Origin of the sequence: Aliiroseovarius sp. S1339 (assembly GCF_023195695.1) — a bacterium.
Classification (GTDB): domain Bacteria; phylum Pseudomonadota; class Alphaproteobacteria; order Rhodobacterales; family Rhodobacteraceae; genus Aliiroseovarius.
This window is the reverse complement of record NZ_JALPQG010000002.1, coordinates 108,570-131,988: the sequence shown is the minus strand read 5'-3', so window position 1 is coordinate 131,988 and position 23,419 is coordinate 108,570. Positions and strand designations below refer to the sequence as shown.

23 protein-coding genes are annotated in these 23,419 nt (G+C 56.1%); 15 read left to right on the top strand and 8 right to left on the bottom strand.

Features of this window, described 5'->3' with window-relative positions; translation table 11 throughout:
* Positions 1-46: 46 nt before the first annotated feature.
* The 3 genes from MUY35_RS03670 to MUY35_RS03660 form a co-directional block, all read right to left on the bottom strand.
* The gene (locus MUY35_RS03670) at positions 47-1,405 is read right to left on the bottom strand and encodes an aldehyde dehydrogenase family protein (RefSeq protein WP_248364010.1); all 1,359 of its coding nucleotides are present in this window, start codon (positions 1,403-1,405) and stop codon (positions 47-49) included.
* Positions 1,365-1,514, bottom strand: a complete 150-nt coding sequence (locus tag MUY35_RS03665) for a hypothetical protein (RefSeq protein ID WP_248364009.1) — start codon at positions 1,512-1,514, stop codon at positions 1,365-1,367. The genes MUY35_RS03670 and MUY35_RS03665 overlap by 41 nt, the downstream gene beginning before the upstream one ends.
* A gap of 903 nt (positions 1,515-2,417) precedes the next feature.
* The gene (locus tag MUY35_RS03660) at positions 2,418-3,065 is read right to left on the bottom strand and encodes an HAD family phosphatase (protein ID WP_248364008.1); all 648 of its coding nucleotides are present in this window, start codon (positions 3,063-3,065) and stop codon (positions 2,418-2,420) included.
* A gap of 267 nt (positions 3,066-3,332) precedes the next feature.
* Here MUY35_RS03660 and MUY35_RS03655 point away from each other — a divergent pair, with 267 nt between their 5' ends.
* Genes MUY35_RS03655 through MUY35_RS03645 form a run of 3 tightly spaced genes read left to right on the top strand, consistent with a single transcriptional unit; the run spans position 3,333 to position 7,651 of the window.
* A complete protein-coding gene (locus MUY35_RS03655; RefSeq protein WP_248364006.1) occupies positions 3,333-4,358 on the top strand; it encodes an ABC transporter substrate-binding protein in 1,026 nt (341 codons plus the stop codon).
* Positions 4,359-4,361: 3 nt separating this feature from the next.
* Complete coding sequence (locus MUY35_RS03650; protein ID WP_248364005.1) at positions 4,362-6,575, top strand: iron ABC transporter permease; 2,214 nt, start codon at positions 4,362-4,364, stop codon at positions 6,573-6,575.
* A 2-nt stretch (positions 6,576-6,577) separates the two neighbouring features.
* Positions 6,578-7,651, top strand: a complete 1,074-nt coding sequence (locus tag MUY35_RS03645; RefSeq protein WP_248364004.1) for an ABC transporter ATP-binding protein — start codon at positions 6,578-6,580, stop codon at positions 7,649-7,651.
* On the opposite strand, the gene MUY35_RS03640 is transcribed toward MUY35_RS03645, so the two are convergent.
* Positions 7,648-8,436 carry an inositol monophosphatase family protein gene (locus MUY35_RS03640; RefSeq protein ID WP_248364003.1) on the bottom strand — a complete coding sequence of 263 codons (789 nt, stop codon included), beginning with the start codon at positions 8,434-8,436 and terminating at the stop codon, positions 7,648-7,650. The two genes, MUY35_RS03645 and MUY35_RS03640, sit on opposite strands and share 4 nt — an antisense overlap.
* Positions 8,437-8,669: 233 nt before the next feature.
* On the opposite strand from MUY35_RS03640, the gene MUY35_RS03635 reads away from it, so the two are divergent.
* On the top strand, positions 8,670-8,987 hold the full coding sequence (locus MUY35_RS03635; RefSeq protein ID WP_248364002.1) for a hypothetical protein: 318 nt from the start codon (positions 8,670-8,672) through the stop codon (positions 8,985-8,987).
* A 219-nt stretch (positions 8,988-9,206) separates the two neighbouring features.
* Here MUY35_RS03635 and MUY35_RS03630 read toward each other — a convergent pair whose 3' ends face one another.
* Entirely contained in the window at positions 9,207-10,826 is a 1,620-nt protein-coding gene (locus MUY35_RS03630; protein WP_248364001.1) for an alpha/beta hydrolase, read from the bottom strand.
* 120 nt (positions 10,827-10,946) lie between these two features.
* On the opposite strand from MUY35_RS03630, the gene MUY35_RS03625 reads away from it, so the two are divergent.
* From MUY35_RS03625 to MUY35_RS03580, 10 genes are all read left to right on the top strand, one after another.
* Positions 10,947-11,891: a homocysteine S-methyltransferase family protein gene (locus MUY35_RS03625; protein WP_248364000.1), complete on the top strand. Its 945-nt coding sequence runs from the start codon at positions 10,947-10,949 to the stop codon at positions 11,889-11,891.
* Between the two features lie 16 nt (positions 11,892-11,907).
* Positions 11,908-12,066, top strand: coding sequence for a hypothetical protein (locus tag MUY35_RS03620; RefSeq protein ID WP_248363999.1), 159 nt, complete (start codon positions 11,908-11,910; stop codon positions 12,064-12,066).
* Positions 12,067-12,118: 52 nt separating this feature from the next.
* Positions 12,119-12,271, top strand: a complete 153-nt coding sequence (locus tag MUY35_RS03615; protein ID WP_248363997.1) for a DUF1127 domain-containing protein — start codon at positions 12,119-12,121, stop codon at positions 12,269-12,271.
* Between the two features lie 83 nt (positions 12,272-12,354).
* Entirely contained in the window at positions 12,355-12,912 is a 558-nt protein-coding gene (locus MUY35_RS03610; RefSeq protein ID WP_248363996.1) for a hypothetical protein, read from the top strand.
* Between the two features lie 31 nt (positions 12,913-12,943).
* Positions 12,944-13,324: a hypothetical protein gene (locus tag MUY35_RS03605; RefSeq protein WP_248363995.1), complete on the top strand. Its 381-nt coding sequence runs from the start codon at positions 12,944-12,946 to the stop codon at positions 13,322-13,324.
* 63 nt (positions 13,325-13,387) lie between these two features.
* Positions 13,388-14,050 carry a methyltransferase domain-containing protein gene (locus MUY35_RS03600; RefSeq protein WP_248363994.1) on the top strand — a complete coding sequence of 221 codons (663 nt, stop codon included), beginning with the start codon at positions 13,388-13,390 and terminating at the stop codon, positions 14,048-14,050.
* A 29-nt stretch (positions 14,051-14,079) separates the two neighbouring features.
* Positions 14,080-14,838 (top strand): isoprenylcysteine carboxylmethyltransferase family protein, encoded by a 759-nt coding sequence (locus MUY35_RS03595; RefSeq protein ID WP_248363993.1) that lies wholly within the window; start codon positions 14,080-14,082, stop codon positions 14,836-14,838.
* Positions 14,839-15,089: 251 nt separating this feature from the next.
* Positions 15,090-17,744: a hypothetical protein gene (locus MUY35_RS03590; protein ID WP_248363992.1), complete on the top strand. Its 2,655-nt coding sequence runs from the start codon at positions 15,090-15,092 to the stop codon at positions 17,742-17,744.
* 32 nt (positions 17,745-17,776) lie between these two features.
* Positions 17,777-18,844, top strand: coding sequence for a TAXI family TRAP transporter solute-binding subunit (locus tag MUY35_RS03585; RefSeq protein ID WP_248363991.1), 1,068 nt, complete (start codon positions 17,777-17,779; stop codon positions 18,842-18,844).
* 59 nt (positions 18,845-18,903) lie between these two features.
* The gene (locus MUY35_RS03580; RefSeq protein WP_248363989.1) at positions 18,904-19,119 is read left to right on the top strand and encodes a hypothetical protein; all 216 of its coding nucleotides are present in this window, start codon (positions 18,904-18,906) and stop codon (positions 19,117-19,119) included.
* A gap of 182 nt (positions 19,120-19,301) precedes the next feature.
* On the opposite strand, the gene MUY35_RS03575 is transcribed toward MUY35_RS03580, so the two are convergent.
* The 3 genes from MUY35_RS03575 to MUY35_RS03565 form a co-directional block, all read right to left on the bottom strand.
* A complete protein-coding gene (locus MUY35_RS03575; protein WP_248363987.1) occupies positions 19,302-20,090 on the bottom strand; it encodes an ATP-binding cassette domain-containing protein in 789 nt (262 codons plus the stop codon).
* Position 20,091: 1 nt separating this feature from the next.
* On the bottom strand, positions 20,092-21,213 hold the full coding sequence (locus MUY35_RS03570; RefSeq protein WP_248363986.1) for an ABC transporter permease: 1,122 nt from the start codon (positions 21,211-21,213) through the stop codon (positions 20,092-20,094).
* A 70-nt stretch (positions 21,214-21,283) separates the two neighbouring features.
* Positions 21,284-22,234, bottom strand: coding sequence for a sugar ABC transporter substrate-binding protein (locus tag MUY35_RS03565; RefSeq protein ID WP_248363985.1), 951 nt, complete (start codon positions 22,232-22,234; stop codon positions 21,284-21,286).
* 185 nt (positions 22,235-22,419) lie between these two features.
* On the opposite strand from MUY35_RS03565, the gene MUY35_RS03560 reads away from it, so the two are divergent.
* Complete coding sequence (locus tag MUY35_RS03560) at positions 22,420-23,418, top strand: LacI family DNA-binding transcriptional regulator (protein ID WP_248363984.1); 999 nt, start codon at positions 22,420-22,422, stop codon at positions 23,416-23,418.
* The last annotated feature ends 1 nt before the right edge of the window (position 23,419 follow it).

Below are 23,419 nucleotides of genomic sequence, written 5' to 3'. Positions count from 1 at the left end.
CAAACCTTGAAGTGTGACGGATCGGGGGTGATCCCGATCCGATGTGTCAGAAGTCTTTCTTGCGGAAACTGTCGACGATGCCGTCACCGATAAGGCAGGCAAGGTTGCCCCAGGTCGGTTCGACCGAAAAGCGCGACATGTTCTCGGCCATGTTGTCGAAGGCTTTGCGGTTGTTGTTCATCATATGACCGGGTGACATGAAACTGGCCTCGATAATCGACTTCTCGACATTCTCGTAGTTCAGCAGGTTGCCGAAATTGCCGACGCCGGAGACAAACTCCTTGCCTTCCTCATTGCCGCCCCAAGTCAGGTAGGGACTGAGGAAGATGAACGGCGGCATGGTATTGATGGCGATGCCGCCATACTCCATATCGGTCACCGCCTGATCGAGAACCGCGCGGTGAGCCTTCGCCGTGTCGTCGTCGATCAGGATGGCGCTGCCCAGTGTGCCGAGCAGGTCTTCATTGCAGAAGGCCGCCGCTTTGGGCAGGAACTCCGCCGCATTGGCCGGCACGTCCAGCGGCACCTCGTCGATGATCAGCGTGAACGCCTCATGCGTGCAGGCATAGCCGCCCGGCTCCACGCCGGTGATCAGCATCATCTCGCTATGCGGATGTTTGCCGTGTTCCGGTTTCAGCACCTTCGCGTCAGGATAGGCTTCGCGGAACCCATCGATGACCTTGTCGGATCCGGGATGGTAAACGCCGGTTGCAGGTGTCTGTTCCTCCAACGCCTTGGCCAGTGCATCAAGAAATTCCTGCTGCTGCGGCCAGTGTTTAGATGTGACAAGCGTCTGAATACGCCCGCAGACCGCGCCGCCATTGAGCTTCGACATGGTGGCGATCTGGACCGCCTGATGCTCGATCTCTTTCTGGGTCCAGGGGCGGTCACCCGGCACGATGATGCACGGGTTGTTGCCGCCGCATTCGGAAATCAGCGGCGTGTCGGTGGCCGACAAAATCGCCTGTGCGGTGCGGGTGCCGCCGGTGAAATAGATCTTCGACAGGCGCGGATCGACCGTCAGGTCGCGACCTTGGTCGGAGGCGCAGAAGCTGAGCACACAGTGATCGACAAGCGGCTGCATGATCTTCGCCCAAACCGCGTCGGTCTCTTCATTCAGATGACGGGGTTTGTGCACCACGGCGCAGTTTTCAAAGAACATCGCCTTCATCATTTCGAGCGACGACGAATGGTTGCCCGCGCCCAGAACCGCGATGATCTTGGCGGGCTTGTCCATTGGATTCACTTGTTTTGGCGCGCCCTTGACCCGGATGCGATCAGACCGATCCGCATACATCAACTTGTCCTTGCAGCTTTGCGGGAAGACATAGATGTCGTAGAGGTCATCGCCGACCTTCTCGACCTTAATCGGCTGAAGCATCTTGCCGTCGATGATCGTCGCCATAGCGTTTCATGTTTTCACGCACTTCTTCCAGAAGTTGCAGGCGTTCAGCGGGCGTCGTCTTGGCCCATGTCTGAGGGTCAAGCTGATCAATGGCATCTTTGGCATTCATGGCAAATCCTCCTTAGGTGCAACTGTTTTGCTCCCACTGGCGGCACTGTTGTCCGGCAATGGCATGACTGAAAGGTAGAGGATATCTGGACGTCTGAAATTGACGGATCATGCCAATTGATTAGCAGAACGCGCCATTCGTCATGTCAAGCGAGGTAAACCGCAATCTATCTAGCGAAGGGAAGAACGCGGACCTTCGGGCACGAAATCGGAGGGGCAGCAATGTCCCACGCAGGCGATCTGTGTGCTTCGGAAACGCTGCGCTGAGTATGAATGGCCGCTTCCGGAACCAAGCGCATGTAGGGCGAATCTCGGCTACGCGATGGAACTTCCATGTTAAGGGGCTATAAGAAATATTCTTCCGAGGATTCAGCCGAAAATCGCGTCTGATAGCGAAATGAGCGTCTTCCCCTATCACGGGTGGTTGAACATCTGGCCCTGAAGGGACGCAAAACTGGCGGCATTTTTTCGATCTCGTCGCGACACAGATCGATGGACGGGACCTCGGATATGCGGTGCGCCCGTCGGATCGGTCAAGTCCAAGGTATTTGGGGAAACTTGCGCGCATCAAAGAACAGAAAATTTGTATGACCAGCCCGGTTTGGATCAGGTCTGCGCAGACGGCAGCATGGCGTGTGAAAGGCAGCATAGCCGAATTTTCAGTCTCGATGTGATCTACGACGTCAATAAGCATTGGGAACTTGGTGTCCCCTGGTAACTGGGGAACTTCTCGGGTGACCTGCGTGAGGAGGGGTGCTGGTTGAAATCGTTATTATTGCCGCCGCGCAGATTTCAGAACTTAAGAAAGAAAAGGCTCCTGTTGCTTGCGACAACGACCTCGGACAACACCCGTGCCGGTCATCCCGCGATCTAGACCTATTAGAAGAAACTGAAATAGCGGAGGTCAGGGCGATGTGATTTCCTTGATCTCAATCACATCCAAACCCGCGCGTTGGGCAGCAATGACACCCTGCTTAGAATCCTCGATGACCAATGTCTTCTCTCGCGAACATCCGAGCAACTCGGCGGCTCTTTCAAAAATCTCCGGTGATGGTTTGGGCTTCAACCCATCCGTTATTGAAACGATATCGTTGAAAAATCCCAACATACCGGTAGCGCCAAGGGATGCCTCGGCGACGTTTCTTTCCGCGTTCGTGCCGACCGCAAGTGGGAAATCTCGGCTGAAATCTTTAACGAGGCTTTTGGTTTCGACAATCGGTAAAACGCGATCACTTATTTCGACAAAAAGTGAAATGCTGCGAGTGACGGCGGCGTCGATATCGAAACCACTCGCAAATTGTTCAGCAAATTGCCGAAATAGAGTCAGCCGGTCTAGACCGGTACGTGCAAAATACCAGTCTCGGTCGAGACCGTACTTTTGTTCTTTGGCTGCTTCACGAAACGCCGTGAAATGAACATCAGCGCTTTCAACCAGCGTTCCGTCGCAATCGAAAATGAATGCGGTGTACCCTCTTTGCAAAATATCATCGCGCCAAGTCACTGACGTTATGGCACGTCTTCCACTCTTGGTATGCAGTGTTGCATTGATCATTTTTGGGCCACCTCACTTCGCCCAGACGCCATGCGCCTTCGACATAATTGAGTGATTTTGGATGAAATGAACAGGTTTGGTTAAACTCGCCAGGTATTCCCGACAATCGATAAGCTTCCAAAATTCTGGAAACGCGTTAGGCTAGGCCGATCTGCTGAGTCCCAAATTGTTAGAAATACTGCCGGGGCTTTTCCGACAAAGAGGCGCTTCAAGCGTCCGGAAAACAAGAATGTCGCCCAAAAATGGGTGATGCAAGGGAGGAATACCATGAATAAATTTAGCACATTTGCTTTGACTTCTGTCGTCGCGATGACGGCGAGCCTCTCGGCCGCGCAGGCTGAGAAACTGACACTTTATTGTTCAGCGCAAGAGGACTGGTGCCAGCTCATGGCGCGCAGTTTTGAAGACGCGACGGGCATTGACGTCAATATGACCCGCAAATCATCGGGCGAAACTTTCGCCCAGATCAAAGCGGAATCCGCAAACCCCAAGGGCGATGTCTGGTGGGGCGGAACGGGTGATCCACATTTGCAGGCCGCCGAAGAAAACCTGACCGCGACCTACATGTCGCCCATGCGCGATCAACTTCACGATTGGGCGATCAGTCAAGCCGAAGGTGCGGACAACAAAACCATTGGCATCTACTCTGGCGCACTTGGTTACGGCTACAACACCGAATTGTTGGCCGCGAACAATCTGCCAGAGCCGTCCTGTTGGAAAGATCTGCTGAAGCCGGAATACAAAGGCCATGTTCAAATGGCGAACCCAAATTCATCCGGCACGGCCTATACAACGCTGGCGTCGATGGTGCAGTTGTTTGGCGAGGATGAGGGCTTTGAATTCATGAAAGGGCTGCACGCCAATATCAACCAGTACACCAAATCCGGCTCTGCGCCGATTAAAGCCGCCGGGCGTGGCGAAAACACGATCGGGATCGTGTTTATGCATGATGCCGTTAAGCAGGCGGTCTCGGGCTTCCCTGTGAAAGTCGTCGCACCGTGCGAAGGGACGGGGTACGAGATCGGCTCAATGTCGATCATCGAAGGCGCGCGCAACATGGAAGAAGCGCAGAAATTCTATGATTGGGCCCTCAGCCCCGAGGCGCAGAACCTTGCGCTTCAAGTGAACGCCTTTCAGGTGCCGTCAAACAAGGGGTCGGAAACGTCCCCGTCGGCCCCGGATATGTCGACGATCAAATTGATTGACTACGACTTCAAGAAGTATGGGTCGTCGGACGAACGTAAGCGTTTGCTGCAAAAATGGGATGAAGACGTCTCAACACTGCCGCAATAAGCCTTGCGCGGAAACAAAAATGAAACCGCCGCCCATCCAGCCCTGATCTTCTGGATCGTCGCTGGGTGGGTCGGATTCCTGCTTCTGCCTTGGTACGGGGTTGAAGATGGTTTTTTCTCGTTCAAGTGGCTGCTTGATGGTTATCCATTTGATGACGATTATGCGCCTGCTGCCTTTCTGATCGCGCGGGGCGAAAAGCTGTGGCTGGCGCCTCTGTTGGCGCCGTTGGCCGCGCCCTTAATCATACTTGGCCGGAAGAAGAGTGATCCGCTTTATGCCATTGTTTTGATCCTTGCCGGGGCTGTCGGTTTCGGCTGGCTGATGGCGCAAGGATTTGGCATCGGCATTCGGGGCTTCGCCTTTGATTGGCTCACCGCACTGTTCGGGGATCTTGGGGATCGACAATACGGCATGGGATACGGCGCGCTGCTTGTCGCGTCTGCATTCCTGTTCCTGTTCACGCAAGGCATCGCTGCGCGCGGCGCGATTAACGGTGACGTTTTTGTCGTCAGCGCAATCGGTGGCGTAATCGTTATCGTGACGACCTTTGTTTTCTTCCCAATCGCCAAGATGTTGCTGGCCGCTTTTGTCACCGAAGAAGGTGGGTATTCCGCTGCTGTCTTCGCATCGAAGTTTTTCGATGATCGTCTTTGGGGGCTAGGATGTTTTTCTGGCGGCAGGTGTGGCGCCGCTTGGAATTCGCTGTTTCTGGCAATTCTCGTTGGCATTCTGACAACCGTTCTGGGGTTGGTCTTCGCACTTGTGGTCACAAGATCAGGCTTCCGCTACAAGCGGGCGTTGCGCGCGCTCACGGTTCTTCCCATCATCACACCGCCCTTCGTGATCGGGCTTGCGCTGATCCTTCTGTTTGGTTTGTCAGGGGCTGTCACACAGTTCTTTGCAGGCCTTTTCGGAATGCAGCCCACGCGATGGCTTTACGGCATGCCGGGCGTGTTAATCGCGCAGACTTTGGCCTTCACGCCGATCGCGTTTCTGGTGTTGATTGGTGTCGTTGAGGGGGTTTCACCTTCAATGGAAGAAGCCGCTCAGACCCTGCGCGCAAACCGCTGGCAGACTTTCCGCACGGTGTCGTTGCCACTTATGCGTCCCGGTCTGGCGAACGCTTTTTTGTTGGGTTTCATCGAAAGCATGGCGGATTTTGGCAATCCACTGGTGCTTGGCGGGAACTTCGATGTTTTGTCGACCGAGATCTTCTTTGCAATCGTCGGTGCGCAGTATGACCAGGGGCGCGCGGCCGTTCTGGCAATGGTCCTGCTGTTTTTCACACTTTCTGCCTTCTATGCGCAACGCATGTGGTTGGGTAAGAAAAGCTATACGACCGTGTCTGGCAAAGGGGATGCAGGCGTGCACCCGTTGATGCCAAACGGCCTTGCCGTCCCCGTTTTCATCGCCGCAGGCGTATGGGGTCTATTCACCATCATCGTCTATGGCATGATCCTTTACGGAAGCGTGGTCGAGCTTTGGGGCGTCAACAATTCACTGACATTCAAACACTATATCACTGCGTTCTCTGTTCGCATCGAAGACAGCGGCATCCGCTGGACCGGCGCGGCTTGGGATAGTTTCTGGACGACGATCTATATCGCTGCGGCTGCGGCACCCTTAACGGCCATCGTCGGTTTGATAACGGCCTATCTTTTGACCCGCCAAACCTTCGCGGGAAAGAATGCTTTTGAGTTTGGCACAATGCTCAGCTTCGCCATTCCCGGCACAGTGATCGGTGTAAGCTATATTCTGGCTTTCAATGTGCCACCCATCGAAATCACCGGGACGGGTATTATTCTGATTGTGAGTTTCATTTTCCGAAACATGCCGGTTGGTGTGCGCGCAGGTATCGCGTCCATGAGCCAACTTGATAAGTCCTTGGACGAGTCATCGCTGACGCTGGGCGCAAATTCATGGCAGACATTCCGGCGGGTCATCCTGCCCTTGCTGCGCCCTGCGATACTTGCAGCACTGGTCTATAGCTTCGTGCGCGCTATGACTGCGATCTCAGCGGTCATTTTCCTTGTGTCAGCAGAATACGACATGGCGACAAGTTACATCATCGGGCGGGTCGAAAACAACGACTACGGCCTCGCCATCGCATACTCCACGACATTGATCGTCGTAATGTTGTCCGCCGTTGGGCTTCTACAGATACTTGTCGGCCGAACCAAAATCGGACGCCGTACGCAATTCGGGGCAGGAGAGTAAACATGGTTGAAACGCTTATTACCGGTAAGGCGGCGCCCGTTCGGTTCGAGAATGTGACCAAGCGATTTGGACGTGACGTGGTTGCGGTTGATCGCATCGACCTGTTTGTTGAGGCTGGCAAACTGGTCACGCTGCTGGGCCCGTCCGGCTGCGGCAAGACGACGACCTTGCGCATGATTGCCGGGCTTGAGATGGCCACAGAAGGCCGTATCTTGATTGGCGATCGTGACGTCACAACTTTGCCCGCGACCGATCGCGACGTTTCGATGGTATTCCAGTCCTATGCTTTGTTTCCGCATATGAGCGTGCTTGAAAACGTATCCTACGGCCTGACTTTCTCTGGTTTTTCGAAGGCCGAGACGCGTGATCGCGCAATTGCCGGGCTTGACTTAGTTGGCCTGAAGGGGTTCGACAACCGCCTTCCCAGTGAGCTGTCCGGCGGCCAACAGCAAAGGGTCGCCGTGGCTCGAGCATTGGTGTTAGAGCCGCAGGTCTTGCTGTTTGACGAGCCACTTTCAAATCTGGATGCAAAGCTGCGGCGACAAGTTCGTGAAGACATCCGTGCGATCCAGCAGGACTTGGGTTTGACCGTTGTTTATGTCACCCATGACCAGGAAGAGGCCCTTGCCGTCTCGGACGAGATCGTCGTGATGCGCAACGCGTCTATCGCCCAGATCGGCTCTCCGCGGGAATTGTATGATGCGCCGGTCGACCAGTTCGTCGCGGATTTTATTGGCGAAGCCAACATTCTGCCTTGCATGATCGACAAGGTAGAAAACGATTTGGCAACGATTGCCATCGAAGACTACCGACACGTTTTGCCCGCGCGCGGGCTTGGAGTTGGTCCCGCTAAACTGGCAGTGCGGCCATCGCGATTGGTGATCGGTGCCGAAAACGGTTTTCAGGCACGCATAGCAAAGGCAACTTATGTCGGTGTCCGCATGGAATACACACTGGAAGCCAGCTTCGGCTCGATGTTCGCGGTTCAGGACGACGTAGATACGCCACTTGAAGTTGGATCGGACGTCACTGTGGGCTTCACCCAAAAGGGACCCGTTCTGTTGCCCGAAACCTAATTGCGGTTCTGAAATGCGGCCTCAGAAATCTCCAACAGTCGCTCAAATACCGCATTTGTTCCGACAACAACACGACCACCGTCACGGATCATCGCGTCGGCGTTTTGTTGCTCTACACGGCCACCTGCCTCGGCCACAATCAATTGACCTGCAAGGCAGTCCCACGCGTTCATATGCTCTTCCGAATAACCCAAGAGCCGCCCGGCTGCGACATAGGCAAGTGAAAGCGCGCCAGAGGCGTTGCGATAGAACATCGCGCCTTCGTCGATCAACCCGGAAACCAATTTCAAAACACCCTGTTCATCAACCCGGTTTGAATATCCGATCCCCACTGTGCCTTGTGACAAAAGACGCGCATCGTTCAGTTTCAACGGTGAGCCATTTAAGGTCGCCCCACGCCCAAGCGATGCGACAAAGGTTTCCTCGTTGCATGGATCGTAAATCACGCCGACTTGCGTTGCGCCATCTTGCACACCGGCGACCACCACGGTCCAAGCGGGGATGCCATTGACGAAGTTGGTGGTGCCGTCAATTGGATCAATTACCCAGGTAAAGCCAGACGTGCCGTCTGTCGGAGCGTGTTCTTCCCCCACAATTGCATCGTCTGGAAAGGATTTTGCAAGCAGCTCTCGCGTCAAAAGCTCTACATTCCGGTCGGCCTGAGACACAAAATCCTGATGCCCCTTTTGGTCAATGACCAGCTTGTCCTGTTCACCGAAATACCGGGCCGCCAGATGCCCTGCCTGATGGCAAATCTCGATCAGAGTTTTGGACTTGTCGGTCATTGCTTTCCCATCCTGTTCGCTTTGATCCAACCCGAAGTTGGTGCCCGGAGTACGAAGGATATTGGACTGACCTTTACATCATAGCAACTCTGCGCGATTTTACCGGTCGCAGCTGAGGACCGGATTGTAGATCTGTCCGCAAAGGTGGGGCAGCTTCAACGCCTTGCACCGATAGCATGACCAATTTCTATCGGTGCCCCTTAGATAAATCTGATTTTGAAAGGGAAATGACAATGAGCGCACCGGAAGCAAGTTGGCACAGAATCGAAAATAAAATTGCGTTCGTTGCCGCCATCGCTGACCGACCTCTGAAGGGGGACGGGCTTAGGTTTCAAATCCACGCGGATGGAAAAATCTCGGGCCAAGTGGGCACAGAAACCCTCGCCGGAGAGTGGCATTGGGAGAACGGGTTCTTCTGCCGTACCGCTTGGCTTGAAGGGGAAAGCCTTGGGCTGGATTGCGAAATCATCGAGATACGTGGCGCAGAGATGCGATACACAAGAAATATGGGCCGCGGTGATGCCTCCGTTGTGACCATTGGGCCTCGGTAGAAGTTAAGAGCTTTACGGGTGAGGTCTTTCAACGGCGTGCCAGCGGCCAAGCCAATACTGCCGGTCAGAAGCTGCATATTTTGTGACCGGCGAACTACGCTTCATACCGCGCCGGATCATTGCGATCATGAATCCCAGCTTAAAACAATCTGGCGCGAAGGCCGTTTGGCCAGCACGCAGTCTGCAAAACCGGTCCGTTCGATATCACGCAAGGCACGATCAGATCGAATGCTCTCGCAAGAATTCCCCTGTGCGCTCAACGCATCGTAACCACGCAGGTTCATGCCCAAGCAAAATGTGGTTCTTGCTGTCCAGGGGAACGAATTCGGAGCCGGGGATGCCGATGGCAAGTTCGCGCCCCTGATCGATTGAGATCCGCTGATCCTCGCGCGCGTGAAAAATGATTGTGGGCGCGACAACCTTCGAAAGGCTTTCACGCACGTCGATATGCCCGAACGCCTCCTGGAACCGAACGGCGTTTTTTGGAGAGGTCGTCTGACGCTGAAATTCATCGAACCACTCCAGATCTTCCGGCTTTGAGTCAGGCATGAAGGTTTGCGAGAATATGTGCCTGTAGGCCGGGTTCGACGTCCCCCAGCCGTGGCGGGTGAGCGTCAGGACGGCTTCGCGGCGCGCTTGCTCTTCTTCGCTGGCACCAATGCGCCATCCGGTGGCATACCCGCCGATCAGGACCAATCCCGAAACCCGTTCAGGATGGCGCGCTGCGTATTCGACTGACACAGCGCAACCTTGCGAAATGCCCAGAAGTGGGAACCGCTCAAGCCCAAGCGCATCCACAACGGTTTCCAGATCGCGCACGAAGGCCTCTAGACTGATATCTGCCACATCCCAGTCCGACAGCCCGTTGCCGCGCTCATCATAGCGGATGAACGTCCGGCCGTCTGCGCAGGCTGAAAATGTGGGCCCCCAAATCGGGCTGTTCCAGTCGAGTTCAAGGTGGTTTAGCCAATTGGCTGCCTTGACCAGCGGTGGGCCTTCGCCGACGGTTGCATAGGCAATTCGGGCACCATCTGGGGCGCGACAAAAGCCAATGCTTTGTTTGCGCAACATTTGGCGAGACCTGCTTTCTGCGGGGCGTTCGGCCGAAGGATCAGCCTCTGGTGGGTCGATGATTTCCGGCAATAATGAACCGCTGACCGTCAGCCCGGCCTCTTTTGCCCCGGCAAGAAAATCCGCTTCTGACTGGCGTGCCTCGTCCAGACGGCCCGATTGCGCCAGCGCCTTGATCAGCCCGCGAGCCGCGTCTTCTTCAAGCGGTGTCATGTCTTGCCACAGCCGAGCCCATTTCACCGTCTCGGGTTGGGTGAGGTCCGGGTGCAAGGCCAGACGGCGCAGGACGTTTAGATGTAGTAGATGCACGTTCTCGCGTTCAGAGGCGAGCCAAAGTTGAAAACTCTCGGTGCCGGCCTGCTCCAAACCCTCAAGAAACGGGTGCTCAAACTGCTCAGCCATCACGCGCAATTCTGGCGGCGGGATCAGAGGTGGATCATCGGCCAGTCGGTTCCAGATCTTGCGAAGCTCGACATGAGTGTTATTCAGCGAAAGGGCCACGCGTTCCCGATCGGCAATGATACGACGAACGCCGTCGCGATCGACAACCTGACGCAGTTTGCTCAGCGCCCAACGAAGCGATCCGCGCGGATCGTCGGGCAAATCCCAAAACATCTCGCACAAGCGTTCCCGGCGCACGGGCCGCCCAGTTGCCGCGAGATAGGCCAAAACCGCGCGTGCTTTGCGCGACGCGGGCAGGGCAACAGCTTCGCCGTCTGCCGAAACCGACAATTCGCCCAAAAGAGATATGTTGAGTGAACGACCCATAAAACCCGCGTTTTCCTGAAAATACCACGGAAATTGTAGGCCAATACCACGATCACGACAACGCTGGCGCACACGGTAGGGCGTCACAAACATCTTCAGTCACTCAGACAGGAGATCAAGATGACACATTCGAAACGCCAAGAGATGCCGCACCAAACCGATCAGATGTTTCTGACGGATGCCGGTTTTGAAACCTCAATGCTATTTCACAAGGGCTTTGATATGCCCCATTTCGCGTTCTTCCCGATGCTTCGCACGGCTGACGGTCGTGCCGCTATGAAGGAATATTTCGCACCATTCATGGAAACGGCTCGCCAGAACGATGCCGGTTTTATCCTCGACACAAACACCTGGAGGGCGAACCCAGATTGGGCCACGCTTTTGGGTTATGACGCGGACGATCTGGCCGCAATCAATCGCGAGGCCGTCGCCTTTGCAGGCGATCTGCGCACGGAGTTCGGCGCGGGCATGAATGTTCTGATCAACGGCGTCATCGGCCCGCGGGGCGATGGGTATAACCCGGCCGAGATCATGACCGCCGAGCAGGCCGAAGATTATCACGGCGTTCAGGTCGGCACCTTTGCCGACAGCGGTGCCGACATGGTGTCTGCGCTGACGATGACCAACGTGCCTGAAGCGGTTGGCGTTGCGCGTGCCGCCGGTGATCGGGGTCTGGCTTGCGTGATCAGCTTCACGCTGGAAACAGACGGCCGCCTGCCAACAGGCCAGACGCTTGCCGAGGCGATTGCCGGGGTTGACGCGGCCTGCCTGAAGAAGCCGGCCTATTACATGGTCAACTGTGTGCATCCCGATCATTTTGGGGACCTGCTTGAATTGGGTGGTGATTGGATCCACAGGATTCACGGGCTGCGCGCAAATGCATCGCGGATGAGCCACGCCGAACTGGACGAATGCGACGTGCTGGATGACGGCAACCCGCAGGAGCTTGGTCAGCAATATGTCTCTCTCACCCAATTGTTGCCGAACCTGAACGTCTTTGGCGGGTGTTGCGGCACGGATCATCGGCATGTGGCGCAAATCTGCGACGCACTGCACGCCGCCTGATCGCCGGAGACATGTAATGGCCCGACTGCTTAGCACCTCGCTCCGCCGCCTTCACCGCCGCTGGACCGCTCGCCGCAAAACTGCAGCGCGCACAAGGTATCTGGATGGCCAGGCCTTGTCCGAGCTGGGCGTTCCTGCGGCGGTGCCCAAAACCCGCCTGCGCGATTTGTTCTGATCAGATCGGCAGAGCTTAACCCGCTGAAACCAAATCACAAAAGGAGAGCAACATGCTCCGCATTGTAAAACACCGTTGGCGCAACTGGCGCGATGCCCGCATCAGGCAGGCTCTGTTCCTGCGGTTGGACGACCACTTGCTGAAGGACATCGGATTGTTCCGAGAGAAAGCAGCGAACATCGCCCCATACGGACCACAGCTTTAACAGCCGCTCCGTTCAGAAGAACCGTTCCGGTGGCAGCCTGCCACCGGCGCATCCCTCACCTTAATTTTTAGACTGGAAAAAACATGCTTACGAAACTTCTCCTTGCGACCGCACTCGTCTCGGTCGCGGCCTGCGACGCTTATGCGGATGAGGCCCTGACGCGCTTTGACGTGGCCGAAGACCACACCCGATTTGCCTTCGCCGACAAGCCCGTCCACGAAAGCGGGATGCCCGCCCACGGCAACCCGTTCGTGACCCAAGGCTACATCTACCCAGCAGGCACATTGACCGGGAACATCGACGGTGTCCTGGAAGACGGCAGCCCCGCCTTTCCCGACAAGGTGCTTGGCACATGGACCTGCGATGGCTGGTTCGTCGGCGAAGGCGGCGACGCCAAAACCGGTGTCTGGCTGGTCAGCCGACAGATCATGCACTTCAATGATGGCGACGTCATCATCACCCAAGGCACCGAACTGGCCGATACGGGCATTGCCAACACGCGCCCGATTACCGGCGCGACGGGTGATTACGCGGAATATGACGGTGTGATGTTCCAGACCTTGATCGGCTTCACCTCGCATATTGGCGTCAATGCCACCTTTGAAATTCCCGAAGGCGAAGAACACGCCTACGCGAACTGAACCCACCGCTGACATACGAAAGGACAAGACAATGAAAACCAAAATGATGATCGCATCCGCGCTTCTGGCGCTGACAACGGGGGTTGCGATGGCGACCCCGACAATCGACGTGAACACCGGTATCGGACCCGTGGTGGCGGACGAAGCCAGCGGCAAGACGCTTTATACCTTCCGCAAAGATCGGCGCGGGAAGTCGAACTGCACAGGTTCGTGCGCCGCATCGTGGCCGCCCTTCCTAGTTAATGGGACTGCCGCAGCAAATGACGGCTCGAAGGTCATCAAGCGCGCGGACGGAACCCTGCAATGGGCCACGGCGGCGGGACTGCCGCTGTATTTCTGGGCCGGGGATTCCGCGGCTGGTGACACCAAAGGAGATGGCGTTGGCGGTGTCTGGGACGCTGCACGCCGCTAGATCAAGGATCCCGCCGCGCGCCGTGCGGCGGGACCATCACCTCAAACGAACAGAGATACTAAGATGAAACCCCTTGCTTTCTCGCATGCCTCATCCCCCGCCCGGCAGGACACCCTGCGCGCCTATGGCCAAATTGCGCATCGCTACGATAATGCGCACCGTCGCTGGTTGCGCGGTGGTGGCCAAAAGGCTCAGGATGCGTTTGACGGTGCGACCGCCGCCATCGTTCAGCCGGGGTTGCGGGTTCTGGACGCCGGATGCGGCACGGTTTCGGTTGCCAAACGTCTGATCCGCCTTTGTCATGGGTATCTCGACATCAGTTTGCTGGACGCCTGCCCGGAAAGGTTGGCCCAGACCGGATCAGTTCACGCAAAGCGCCGTCTGGGCTGCCTTGAGGATATCCCGTTCCCACAGGATCAGTTCGATCTGGTCACCAGTGCGTGGGCTTTGGAAGCGACCCGCCGGCCAATGAACGCGCTGCGCGAATTGGTGCGCGTCACACGGCCCGGAGGCGTGGTTTGCTTCGTCTCGGGTGCGGAGTTTGGTCAAACGCCGCTGTTGCAACGATTGGTTCATCGCAACGTCCAACGCCGCGGGCTTGGCCGACTTTTGACGCAGGACGAACTCGCCCAGATTCCGCTCCTGTTTCCCACTGCAAGGGTGCAACTTCTGCAGGTCGGCCACGCGTCCGTGCTCGGGCTGATTAGACCAGCCCCCCAAAATTGACCCAAAGATTAATGAAAAAGGAACTTACGATGCCACGTATCATCATGCTCTATGCAATCCTGTCCTATTGCCTGTTTTTGGGCATTGCTGTCTGGATGGCTATGTTCCTGCAAGACGTTGCGGATCTGCGCAGCTCTGGTCCCGAAAGCCCTTGGCCGATGGCCGTTGCGATCGACATCGCTTTGATCACAATCTTCGGTTTAGCGCACAGCATCATGGCCAGACCGGCCTTCAAACAGGTGTGGACGCGGATCATCCCGCCTGCAAGCGAGCGGGCGACATATGTTCTGCAATCCTCGGCCCTTCTGGCCCTGATCTTTGTGTGTTGGAGGCCGATCCCTGTCACCATTTGGGACATCAACGGCGTGTTGGCAGCGGTCATGCTGGCGGTCTTTTCCCTGGGACTTGGATTGATCGTTCTTGCGACGTTCCTGCTGGGTCATTTCGAATTCACCGGTCTTCGACAGGCTTGGAACGGGCTGAGTCGGACAACAGAGTCCGGGTCGAAATTCCGCACGCCACTGCTTTACCGGATCGTGCGCCATCCGTTGCAACTCGGTCTTATCCTGAGCTTCTTTGCGGTGCCGCACATGACCGCCGACGGGTTGCTTTTTGCTACTGTCATGCTGGTCTATATCCTGATCGGTTTGCGGTTCGAGGAACGCGCCCTGCTGCGGGAGTTTGGCCCGGATTATGCGGCCTATCGCAGAGCTGTGCCGATGCTGGTGCCCCGGTTACCGTTCCTGCCCAAACGCCGTCCAGCACCCGGTGAAATTACGTCTCGATAGTCGCAGTGGTCGTCGTCGCTTATTCGGATAACGGCGGCTATCCATGCAGTGGTCATAACCGCTGTGACTTCGGCATCATGCCCGCTCGCAAACCTCTCTGTGACAGGATGCGTTTCTTCGTTGGTACCGCAACGCGAAAACACGGGTGCGCTGGGGCATTCCGAGGAAATTTTCAAATGGAATCGACTTTTTTGCAAATATGTGTAATGTTTTCCTACTACTGAGATAGGGGTATTTCGGGGGGGATACTGTTGGGTGTTATTTTTTTTAGGGCATTTTTTTGCCTGATTGTTTTGCTTCTGCCGCTTCCATCGATTGGTCAGACATCATCTGAGATCGAGAGCAACCAAGGCCAGTCTACGACGTCTTTGCGCCAGAGTTTGGCGCTGCTGGAAGACGAGGTTGCACAGGTTTCCAAAAAGCGCGACCAGTTGATTGAAGCCACGTCAGATACGGAAAAGAAACTTCGCGATCTTGAAAGTGAGATGCGAGAGCAGTTGGAGCGAAGACGCACGAGCCTACTGTTGGTCGCTGAAATTGAACGAACCAGGCAAGACCTTGAAGCCGAGCTTGCCGATATCCAGAAAACCCTGGCTGAGGATAAGTCCACAGCGGAAGCGGCGGCGATTGTGGTCGCCGAACGTCAAGCCGAAGCCGATCAGGCGTCGGCAGATGCGTCGGCCAGTAAGGCGCAGTTGACCGCACTGCGCTCTGAAATCGCGGAACTTGAAGGGGTAGCCAGCACGTTGCGCGCTGACAGTGAAGCCGCCGAAGCGCTGGCGGCGAAAGTCGCAACCCTTGAGGAGCAGGAGGCCCGCGCCACAACCGCATTGGATGGCCTGAATGCTGAACTCGAAGAAGGCCGCACGTCTCTCAACGACATAGAGAAAGCGGCCGCAAAGGAATCTGCTTCGCTGGCGGCAACCAAGGATGAATTCGCAGACCTGATGGCGCGATTGGAAGGCTTGCGTACGGAAATGGCATCGACTGAGCAGGAAGCCCTGCGCGCAGGTGAACTTAACAAGGCGAATGCTGCACTTGAGCTCAAGGTCGCTTCGTTGTCGGACGACATCCAAAAAGGCGAGCGCCAGTTGGATGATTTGAACAGTCAGATGCAGTCCGTCAAAAGCGATCTTTTGGATCGGAGCCGCAAAGTATCCGAAGAAAGCCAGAAACTCTCTAAGCTTCAAGCCAAGCTTTCAGAGACACAGGCGCTTTTGGATGGCCAGCAATCGGCGCTGGCAGAAGCAGAGGAAATCAAGGTTGCACTCGCGGCAAAACGTCAGGAGCTTCAGGATGCGGTTACCCAAAGTGAAAAATCAACGCAGCAGTTAGAGGCTGTGAATGCTGAATTGGTGAGCGCCCGCAATTCGCTGTCAGAAATCCAGAAGGAAGTCGACCAATCCCGCGCCGAAATCGCCCGTGCTGATGCTGAACTAGTTACGGCCAAACGGGAACTGGAGTCCACCAAGTCGGAAATTGCCAAGGCGGCACCTGTGGCACAACAATCCAAGGATGCTCGTGCCGCTTTGAATGCCCTTGTGACGGCGATTGAAGAGGCGAACGAACAAAAAAGCAGCGTGGAATCCGAGATTGCGGCCATCACCAGACAAAAGGCGTCGATCCAAGCCGAAATTGCCAGCGCCGAGGCTGATCTTTCTACGGTTCAGGATGCGGCTACCTCGCAACAAAAGCTGCAGTCGGAACTCGTTCAAAACATCAGCGCAAGCCGGGTTACTCTGAGCCACCTGGAAGAAAAGGCGGCGAGCCTAGAGCCGCTGGTTGCAGAATCCAAAAAATTGAACGCCGAGACCGGCGAGGTCAGGAATGCTCTGTCATTGATTGAAGCGCAAAGGACGGACGCGCAGGGCGAACTAAACGCCACGCTCGCCGCTTTGGATACTGCTCAGACGGAGTTGAGCTCCGTGACGAAGCTTATTGATGACCGCTCTGCTGAAATGCTGAGGTCACTGGATGTGCTCGTGACGAAAAAGGAAGCGCTTGATAACGCGATGGCGACCAAGATCGCGGACAATGAACAGTTGACTGCTGATATTCAGAAGAACAGTGATTTGCTTTTGGATCTGGAAGGTGATCTGGCCGCCGTTCGCGACGAAATTGAACGCAGCCAAGCAGAACAGGCCTCGGGTCAAGCGGCGTTGACGGCGCTGGAGCGCAAGATTTCGTCCATGAATGATGCCGACAAAAGGCTGGCAGATTTGATCGCCGAAACAGACGAAACCAATGCTCAATTGGCCGAATTGTCAAAACAACGTGATGTTGTCGCAGGCGAAGTTGAGGCGTTGCAAGGGATGGCGGCGAAAGTTCAGGACGATCAAAACAAGACGTTGCAGGAAACTGAACGTCTGTCCGCAGAGCTGTCAGAGACACAGAACGTGTTGGTAAGCACCAAGAATGAACTGATTGATTTGGAACAATCAAAGCTAGCACGGCTGGAGGAGATCAAGGAGCTCGAAGCGGAACTCGCAGCAATGAGCGTCAATAGAGAAGCGGTTCGCAGCAACATTCAGTCGATGACGAAGGCGCTCAGCGGATTGATTGGTGGTAACGCGCCGGAAATCACGGAACAAACCGAAGCGCAGCCGGTTGCTACGATACAGGCGGCAGTGAATATCGCTGCCGATGTCACGTCGGAAACGTCAGGTGACGGTGTCGCTTTGGGGGCAGGGCAGTTCAAAAAACGGGAGATTTCATTGTCGCGCCAGCAAATTCGTGTGCTGCTTGCGCAAACCCCGGGGCTTGCGGGCGCGGCGCCCACGGAATTGTCGAAGCTCACGACCGAACTGGAAAGCGGCACATGTACTGTGCAAGCTCTGCAATCCGCATTTGGGGTTGTTAACCGCCAGACACTGGTCGCTTTGATCCGGGAAATTGGCCCATGTTAGTTGAATTATTCTAAGTGAAGAAGGGAAGGCTTGTGAGACGTTTTAATTTTCAGTTTATAAATATTCTTTGTTTTGGCATTTGTCTGTTTATTGGTGGCATCAGTGGTAACTCCGCGCACGCACAGGAGTTTGGTAAAAACATCCTGACCGGTGGTCCAAACGGCACCTACATCCAGATCGGGCGCGATTTGTCAGCAGTTGCCGGTGCGTGTGGGTTGAATTACGCGGTTCAAGAAAGTGCGGGCTCGCTGGAAAATTTCCTGGGCGTGCGTAAGCGTTCCAATACCCAGTTTGGGATCGTGCAAAGTGACGTTCTTGAATACCTCAAGACATTTGCCAGCGATGATCCGAATATCGCCCGCGCGATTTTCGGCGTTCGGATCGCCTTTCCCCTGTACAACGAAGAGGTACACATACTTGCCAGCCGGGATGTCACCTCGCTTGGCGGCTTGAACGGCAAACGCGTCGCAGTAGGTGTTGAGGATAGCGGCACATTTCTGACCGCATCGCTTGTGCTTGATCTTGCGGGCGTTCAGCCATCTGAGCGTGTGATGATCAACGCCACAGATTCCATGGCGCAGCTTCTTGCCGGCGAGATCGACGCAATGTTCTATGTCGCGGGTGCACCGACCAAACTGTTTCTGTCTGACCAGATTGACCCGGCGAAGTTCCACCTCTTGCCGATCAACGATCCCACTCTCAGTTCGGTCTATGTGCCGACCAGTATCCCAGCCAGAACCTATCCGTTTCAGACTGACCCGATTGATGTCGTCGCCGTCAAGGCGGTGCTGATGACCTATGACTATAGCGCCAGCAAAAACGAATATCACAGGTTAAGCTGCAAATCGGTCTCGGATATGGCGAACCTGATACTGACCAATTTCCAACAGCTTCAGCAGGTTGGCCACCCGAAATGGAAAAGCGTGGACCTGAATGACATCCCGCCGGGTTGGGATATCGGTGAATGTGTGAATGCGGGCCTTGCCGACAACTACCAGATGCAATGTCAGGGTCAGGTTACAGCCGCGCCTCAGGACTCGCTTGAAAGCAAGGCGAACGAAGCCTACCGCACCCGCATATGTGCGGCGATCGGCTGCTGAAGATCGCAATGGGCACCGCGCTGGATGTTTGTCCAACGCGGTGCCGATCAGGATCAGCCGTGGCAGAACTTGTAGTGCGAAGCGTGCGAACATCCAAAGGCACCCAGTCCGACGATGCGCTTGAGGTAATATCCATAGATCCTGCGCTTGACGGGTCGCAATGCGCGAACGAACCGGTCCTTGAGGGCACGGTCGAATATGTCTCGGCCGATGCGATTTCAGCTTCTGCAAATGGCGTGACATGCGAAGTCTTCGTCGCCCGGCACACCAGCTGAAATGATGATCCAGACTGCCAAACGGACTTTCGCGCAATTTATTGCCCGGCCCATAATCGACAGCTGATACGGGCCTTCAAAGAGCAATAGCGAGGTCATTCACGATTTGCTCTGCGATGCGATCTTTTAGAGTGTTCCGCTGGTGCCTTCTTCAGACGCCGTCCGCTCATCATGCAGACCTGTTAAACAGTGCCGCCCAATGACCCTTCCAGCGTCGCCAGTTCTGCCCCGCCTGCCATCATATCCTGCAGCTCTTCGGGCGTGATGTTGCCACGTTCAGCAGTGCCCAATGTCTGACCCCGGTTCAACACGGTAAAACGGTCGCCTACAGCCATTGCGTGGCGTACGTTGTGGGTGATCAGAACCACCGCAATGCCTTGTTTGCGCACCTTGTCGACGGTCGCCAGAACGTTTGCTGTTTGGCGGACCCCCAGCGCTGACGTTGGTTCGTCAAGAATCAACACCTTCGCCCCGAAATGCACCGCGCGTGCGATGGCGACGGTCTGGCGTTCGCCTCCCGAAAGGGTGCCGACAGCCTGATCGGGACCACGCAGGCTGATGCCCATCTTACCCATCTCTTCCATGGTGATCCGGTTGGCTGTTTCATGGTCGAAAAAGCCGATTGGCCCGAGCTTCTTAATTGGCTCATTGCCCATGAAGAAGTTGCGGCTGACTGACATCAGAGGGATCATCGCGAGGTCTTGATAAACCGTCGCGATTCCAGCGGCGATTGCGTCGCGGGGGCGGTCGAATTCCATCGGCTTGCCCTCAAAAATGATCTCGCCCTTGGTGGGTTTATGAACCCCGGCCAATGCCTTGATAAAGGTCGATTTCCCGGCACCATTGTCGCCCAGAAGGCAGTGGCATTCGCCGGGGAACACGTCAAGCGACACCCCGGCCAAAGCGATAACCGCGCCAAAGTGCTTTTCGATGTTCTTCATCTGGACGATTGGTTTGCTTTTATCGGACATGCTATTTTTCCCCCGTAATCATGCGACGGATATAGGTGTTCAGGATCACCGCAAGCAGCAAGATCACCCCAAGGAACACACGGAAGAGCGAGCTTTCGACGCCCGCAAAGAACAGCCCCTGCTGCACCACGCCGAAGATCAGCGCGCCCAAAGCCGCGCCAATCACCGACCCATAACCGCCGGTCAAAAGCGCGCCACCGATGACCACCGAGATGATCGCCTCGAATTCCTTCAGCAGGCCGCGATCCGCGCCCGCCGAGCCGAATTCCATAACTTGGCAGGTGGCAAAGACTGTGGCGCAGAACGCGGTGAACATGAACATCAGAATTTTTACGCGGTTGACCGGCACCCCGGTATAGCGGGCGGATTGCGCGTCGCCGCCCGAAGCGAAAATCCAGTTTCCGAACCGTGTGCGGGTCAGAAGGATGTGGCCAAACACGATCAAAACGAGTGCCCAGACGATCAGCATCGGGATGCCGTCGACCACTGGTTGGCCCTTGCGGGTGCCGCGTTCAAAGACCTCAATCAGTCCGGTATCTCCCATCCACTGAAAGAAACCGGTCAGAATCTTGCCGCCAAATATGGCCGCCAGCCAGTCGCCTTCGGCCACATCGCGCACGCCGCCAATGATGGTTTTGCGGGTCGTGGCAATGGCTGCGAAAATGGTCAGGCCGCGAAGGATATAAAGAAACGCAAGGGTGACGATAAAGCTGGGCAGGCCGGTCTTGATCACCAGCCAGCCGTTCACCGCGCCCAATGCGGTGCACAACACGAAGGTCGTGATGATTGCCATCCACATCGGCCAGCCCATCTGAACCGACAGGATGGCGATAATAATACCCGCAAAGCCGATCATCGAGCCGACAGAAAGGTCAAACTCGCCTGCGATCATCAGTAAGCACGCGCCGACTGCGATGATGGCGAATTGTGCCGACACGATCGACCAGTTCATCACGCCAGCCGGTCCGAACATTCCGGAATCCGCGGCCGTCAGAAGGAAGAAGAAAAACACCAGAATGATCCCGGCGATCCCACCCAGTTCGGGTCGGATCAAGGCTTCGCGAAACCGCGAGCGCGCGATGATCCGCTCGTCATCAGGTGGATTAGTCGGAGTATCAGACATGATCAGCCCTGCGTATTTTGAGTGGAAAAAAGGGCGGCCCGATTAGTCCGGCCGCCCGTTCGGGAAGGTATCAGCGGTATTCGCCCGCAAACATCTCGACCTTCTCAAGCCCATCAGCGGTTACGAAACCGGGGCCCGAGTTGATATTGTTGCCCGGCAAAACGCCGTAGCGGTCATAATTGGTCAAGATAACAACCGGCAAATAGGCTTGCAGGAAGGGCTGTTGGTCGATGCCCCACTGAATGATCCCGTCTTTGATGCCTTTGACGATGTTTTCGCCCAGATCGAATGTGCCGAAATAGATGTCACCAGCCAGCCCCATTTCTTCCAGCGCCAGAATGGTTGGATCGGCCGAGGTCGGCCCAAGCGTCAGAACCGCATCGGTGTCCGGATTTGCATTCAGATGCGCAATCACCCGGTTTTTAATTTCGGCCGGGTCCTGTCCCGAGTCGATCATAGAATTACCCAACTCGATCCCCAGACCGTCAGCAAAGCCACGACAGCGTTCAGCGACGACTGTGTTCGAAATCACGTGGTTCACGCAGACGAACGACGTGATGCCGTCGCCCTTGGCGCGCAGCCCGGCGGCGTATCCGGCGTCGTATTCCGGCTGCCCCACAAACATCAATGCACCCACTTCGCGGGTCTGTTCAGCCGTGCCCGAGTTCATGATAATCACGTTGATGCCCTGATCGACGGCGGCGCGGATCGGACCGCTCAGCACGTCGAAATCCGCCAGCGTGGTGATAATGCCGTTCGGACCAGAGGCCGCGGCTTGTTCGATGATCCGGGCCATGTCGGCCAGATCGCCGGTTGGCGGGTTGCGGTATTCAACCTCGACCCCCATTTGCTCGCCCGCCAGGGCGATGCCGTTTTTGATGGTGTTCCACCAGCTGTCGCTGTCCGGCGCATGGCTGACCAGTATGTATTTTTCGCCTTCTGCCGCAGCCGTGGTCGCGGCCAGCAGTGGTGCCGCGACAACAGCCGTCGCAAGCACGAGTTTTCTTATCAGTGAAGTCATGATTTCCTCCCAGGTTTCACCGTCGTCATGGCAAAAGACCGGTCTTTGCCGATCCGTCCGACTCAAGGTAACCACATCTTTCCCTTTTTTGCAACCGGTTGCAAAAAAGCCCCGACCTTTTTATGCTGTCCTTAGGTTGCATCTAAGATACAAGGACGCCGCCACAGAACAGGGACACAAACAAGATGGTCGTAACGCTTAAGGATGTCGCGAGACGCGCGGGTGTATCCCGCTCTGCTGTTTCGCGCACCTTCACTGATGGCGCATCGGTCTCGGACAAGATGCGGCGGAAGGTGAAAAAGGCTGCGAATGAATTGGGTTACCACCCGAATGCGCTCGCCTCCAGCCTCACGACCGGGCGCACCAAACTGATCGGCCTTGTGTCCAACAACTTTCACAACCCGATCTTCCTCGAGGTGTTCGACCTTTTCACACGCGGACTTCAAGACCGGGGTTTGCGCCCGCTTCTGGTCAATCTGACTGATGAAACCGATCCCGGAAATTCGGTGCGAATGCTGCGCCAATATTCTGTCGATGGTGTCGTGGTTGCCTCGTCTACCCTGCCGCCGGGATTCGCGAAGGCCTTTCGGGACGCGGGGGTGCCAGTGGTGCATTCTTTCGGTCGTTCATCCAGCGCGCCACAGGTGCATGTTGTCGGCATAGACAATGTGGAAAGCGGGCGCATGGCCGCAAGTGAACTGGTGGCGCGCGGCTATAATTCGGTCGGGTTTCTTGGTGGGCCCGAGGCTGCAACCTCGACCCAAGACCGCTTTCAGGGCTTCATGAGCGAGCTTGCCAAACACCCTTCGATCAAGGTCAGCCACTCGTTTGCTGACGCCTATACGTTTGACGCGGGCCGACGCGAGATGCTGCGGCTGTTGCAAAGCGTCCCGGCGCAGGCCTATTTTTGCGGCGACGATGTGCTGTCAATCGGTGCCCTTAGCGCGGTGCAGGACAGCGGGCTGGCGGTCCCGCAGGACATTGGTCTGATCGGGCTGAACGATATGGAAATGGCCGGGTGGGAGAACATCAATCTGACCACGATCCGTCAGCCGATCCGGCAGATTGTGTCATCGACAATCGAGTTGATGGTCGCGATGCTGGACGAGCCGGATCGTTATCCCGAAGCACGGGTCTTTCCTTGCACGCTCGTCGAACGCGGCACCCTGAAGCCCCGCGTCTAAG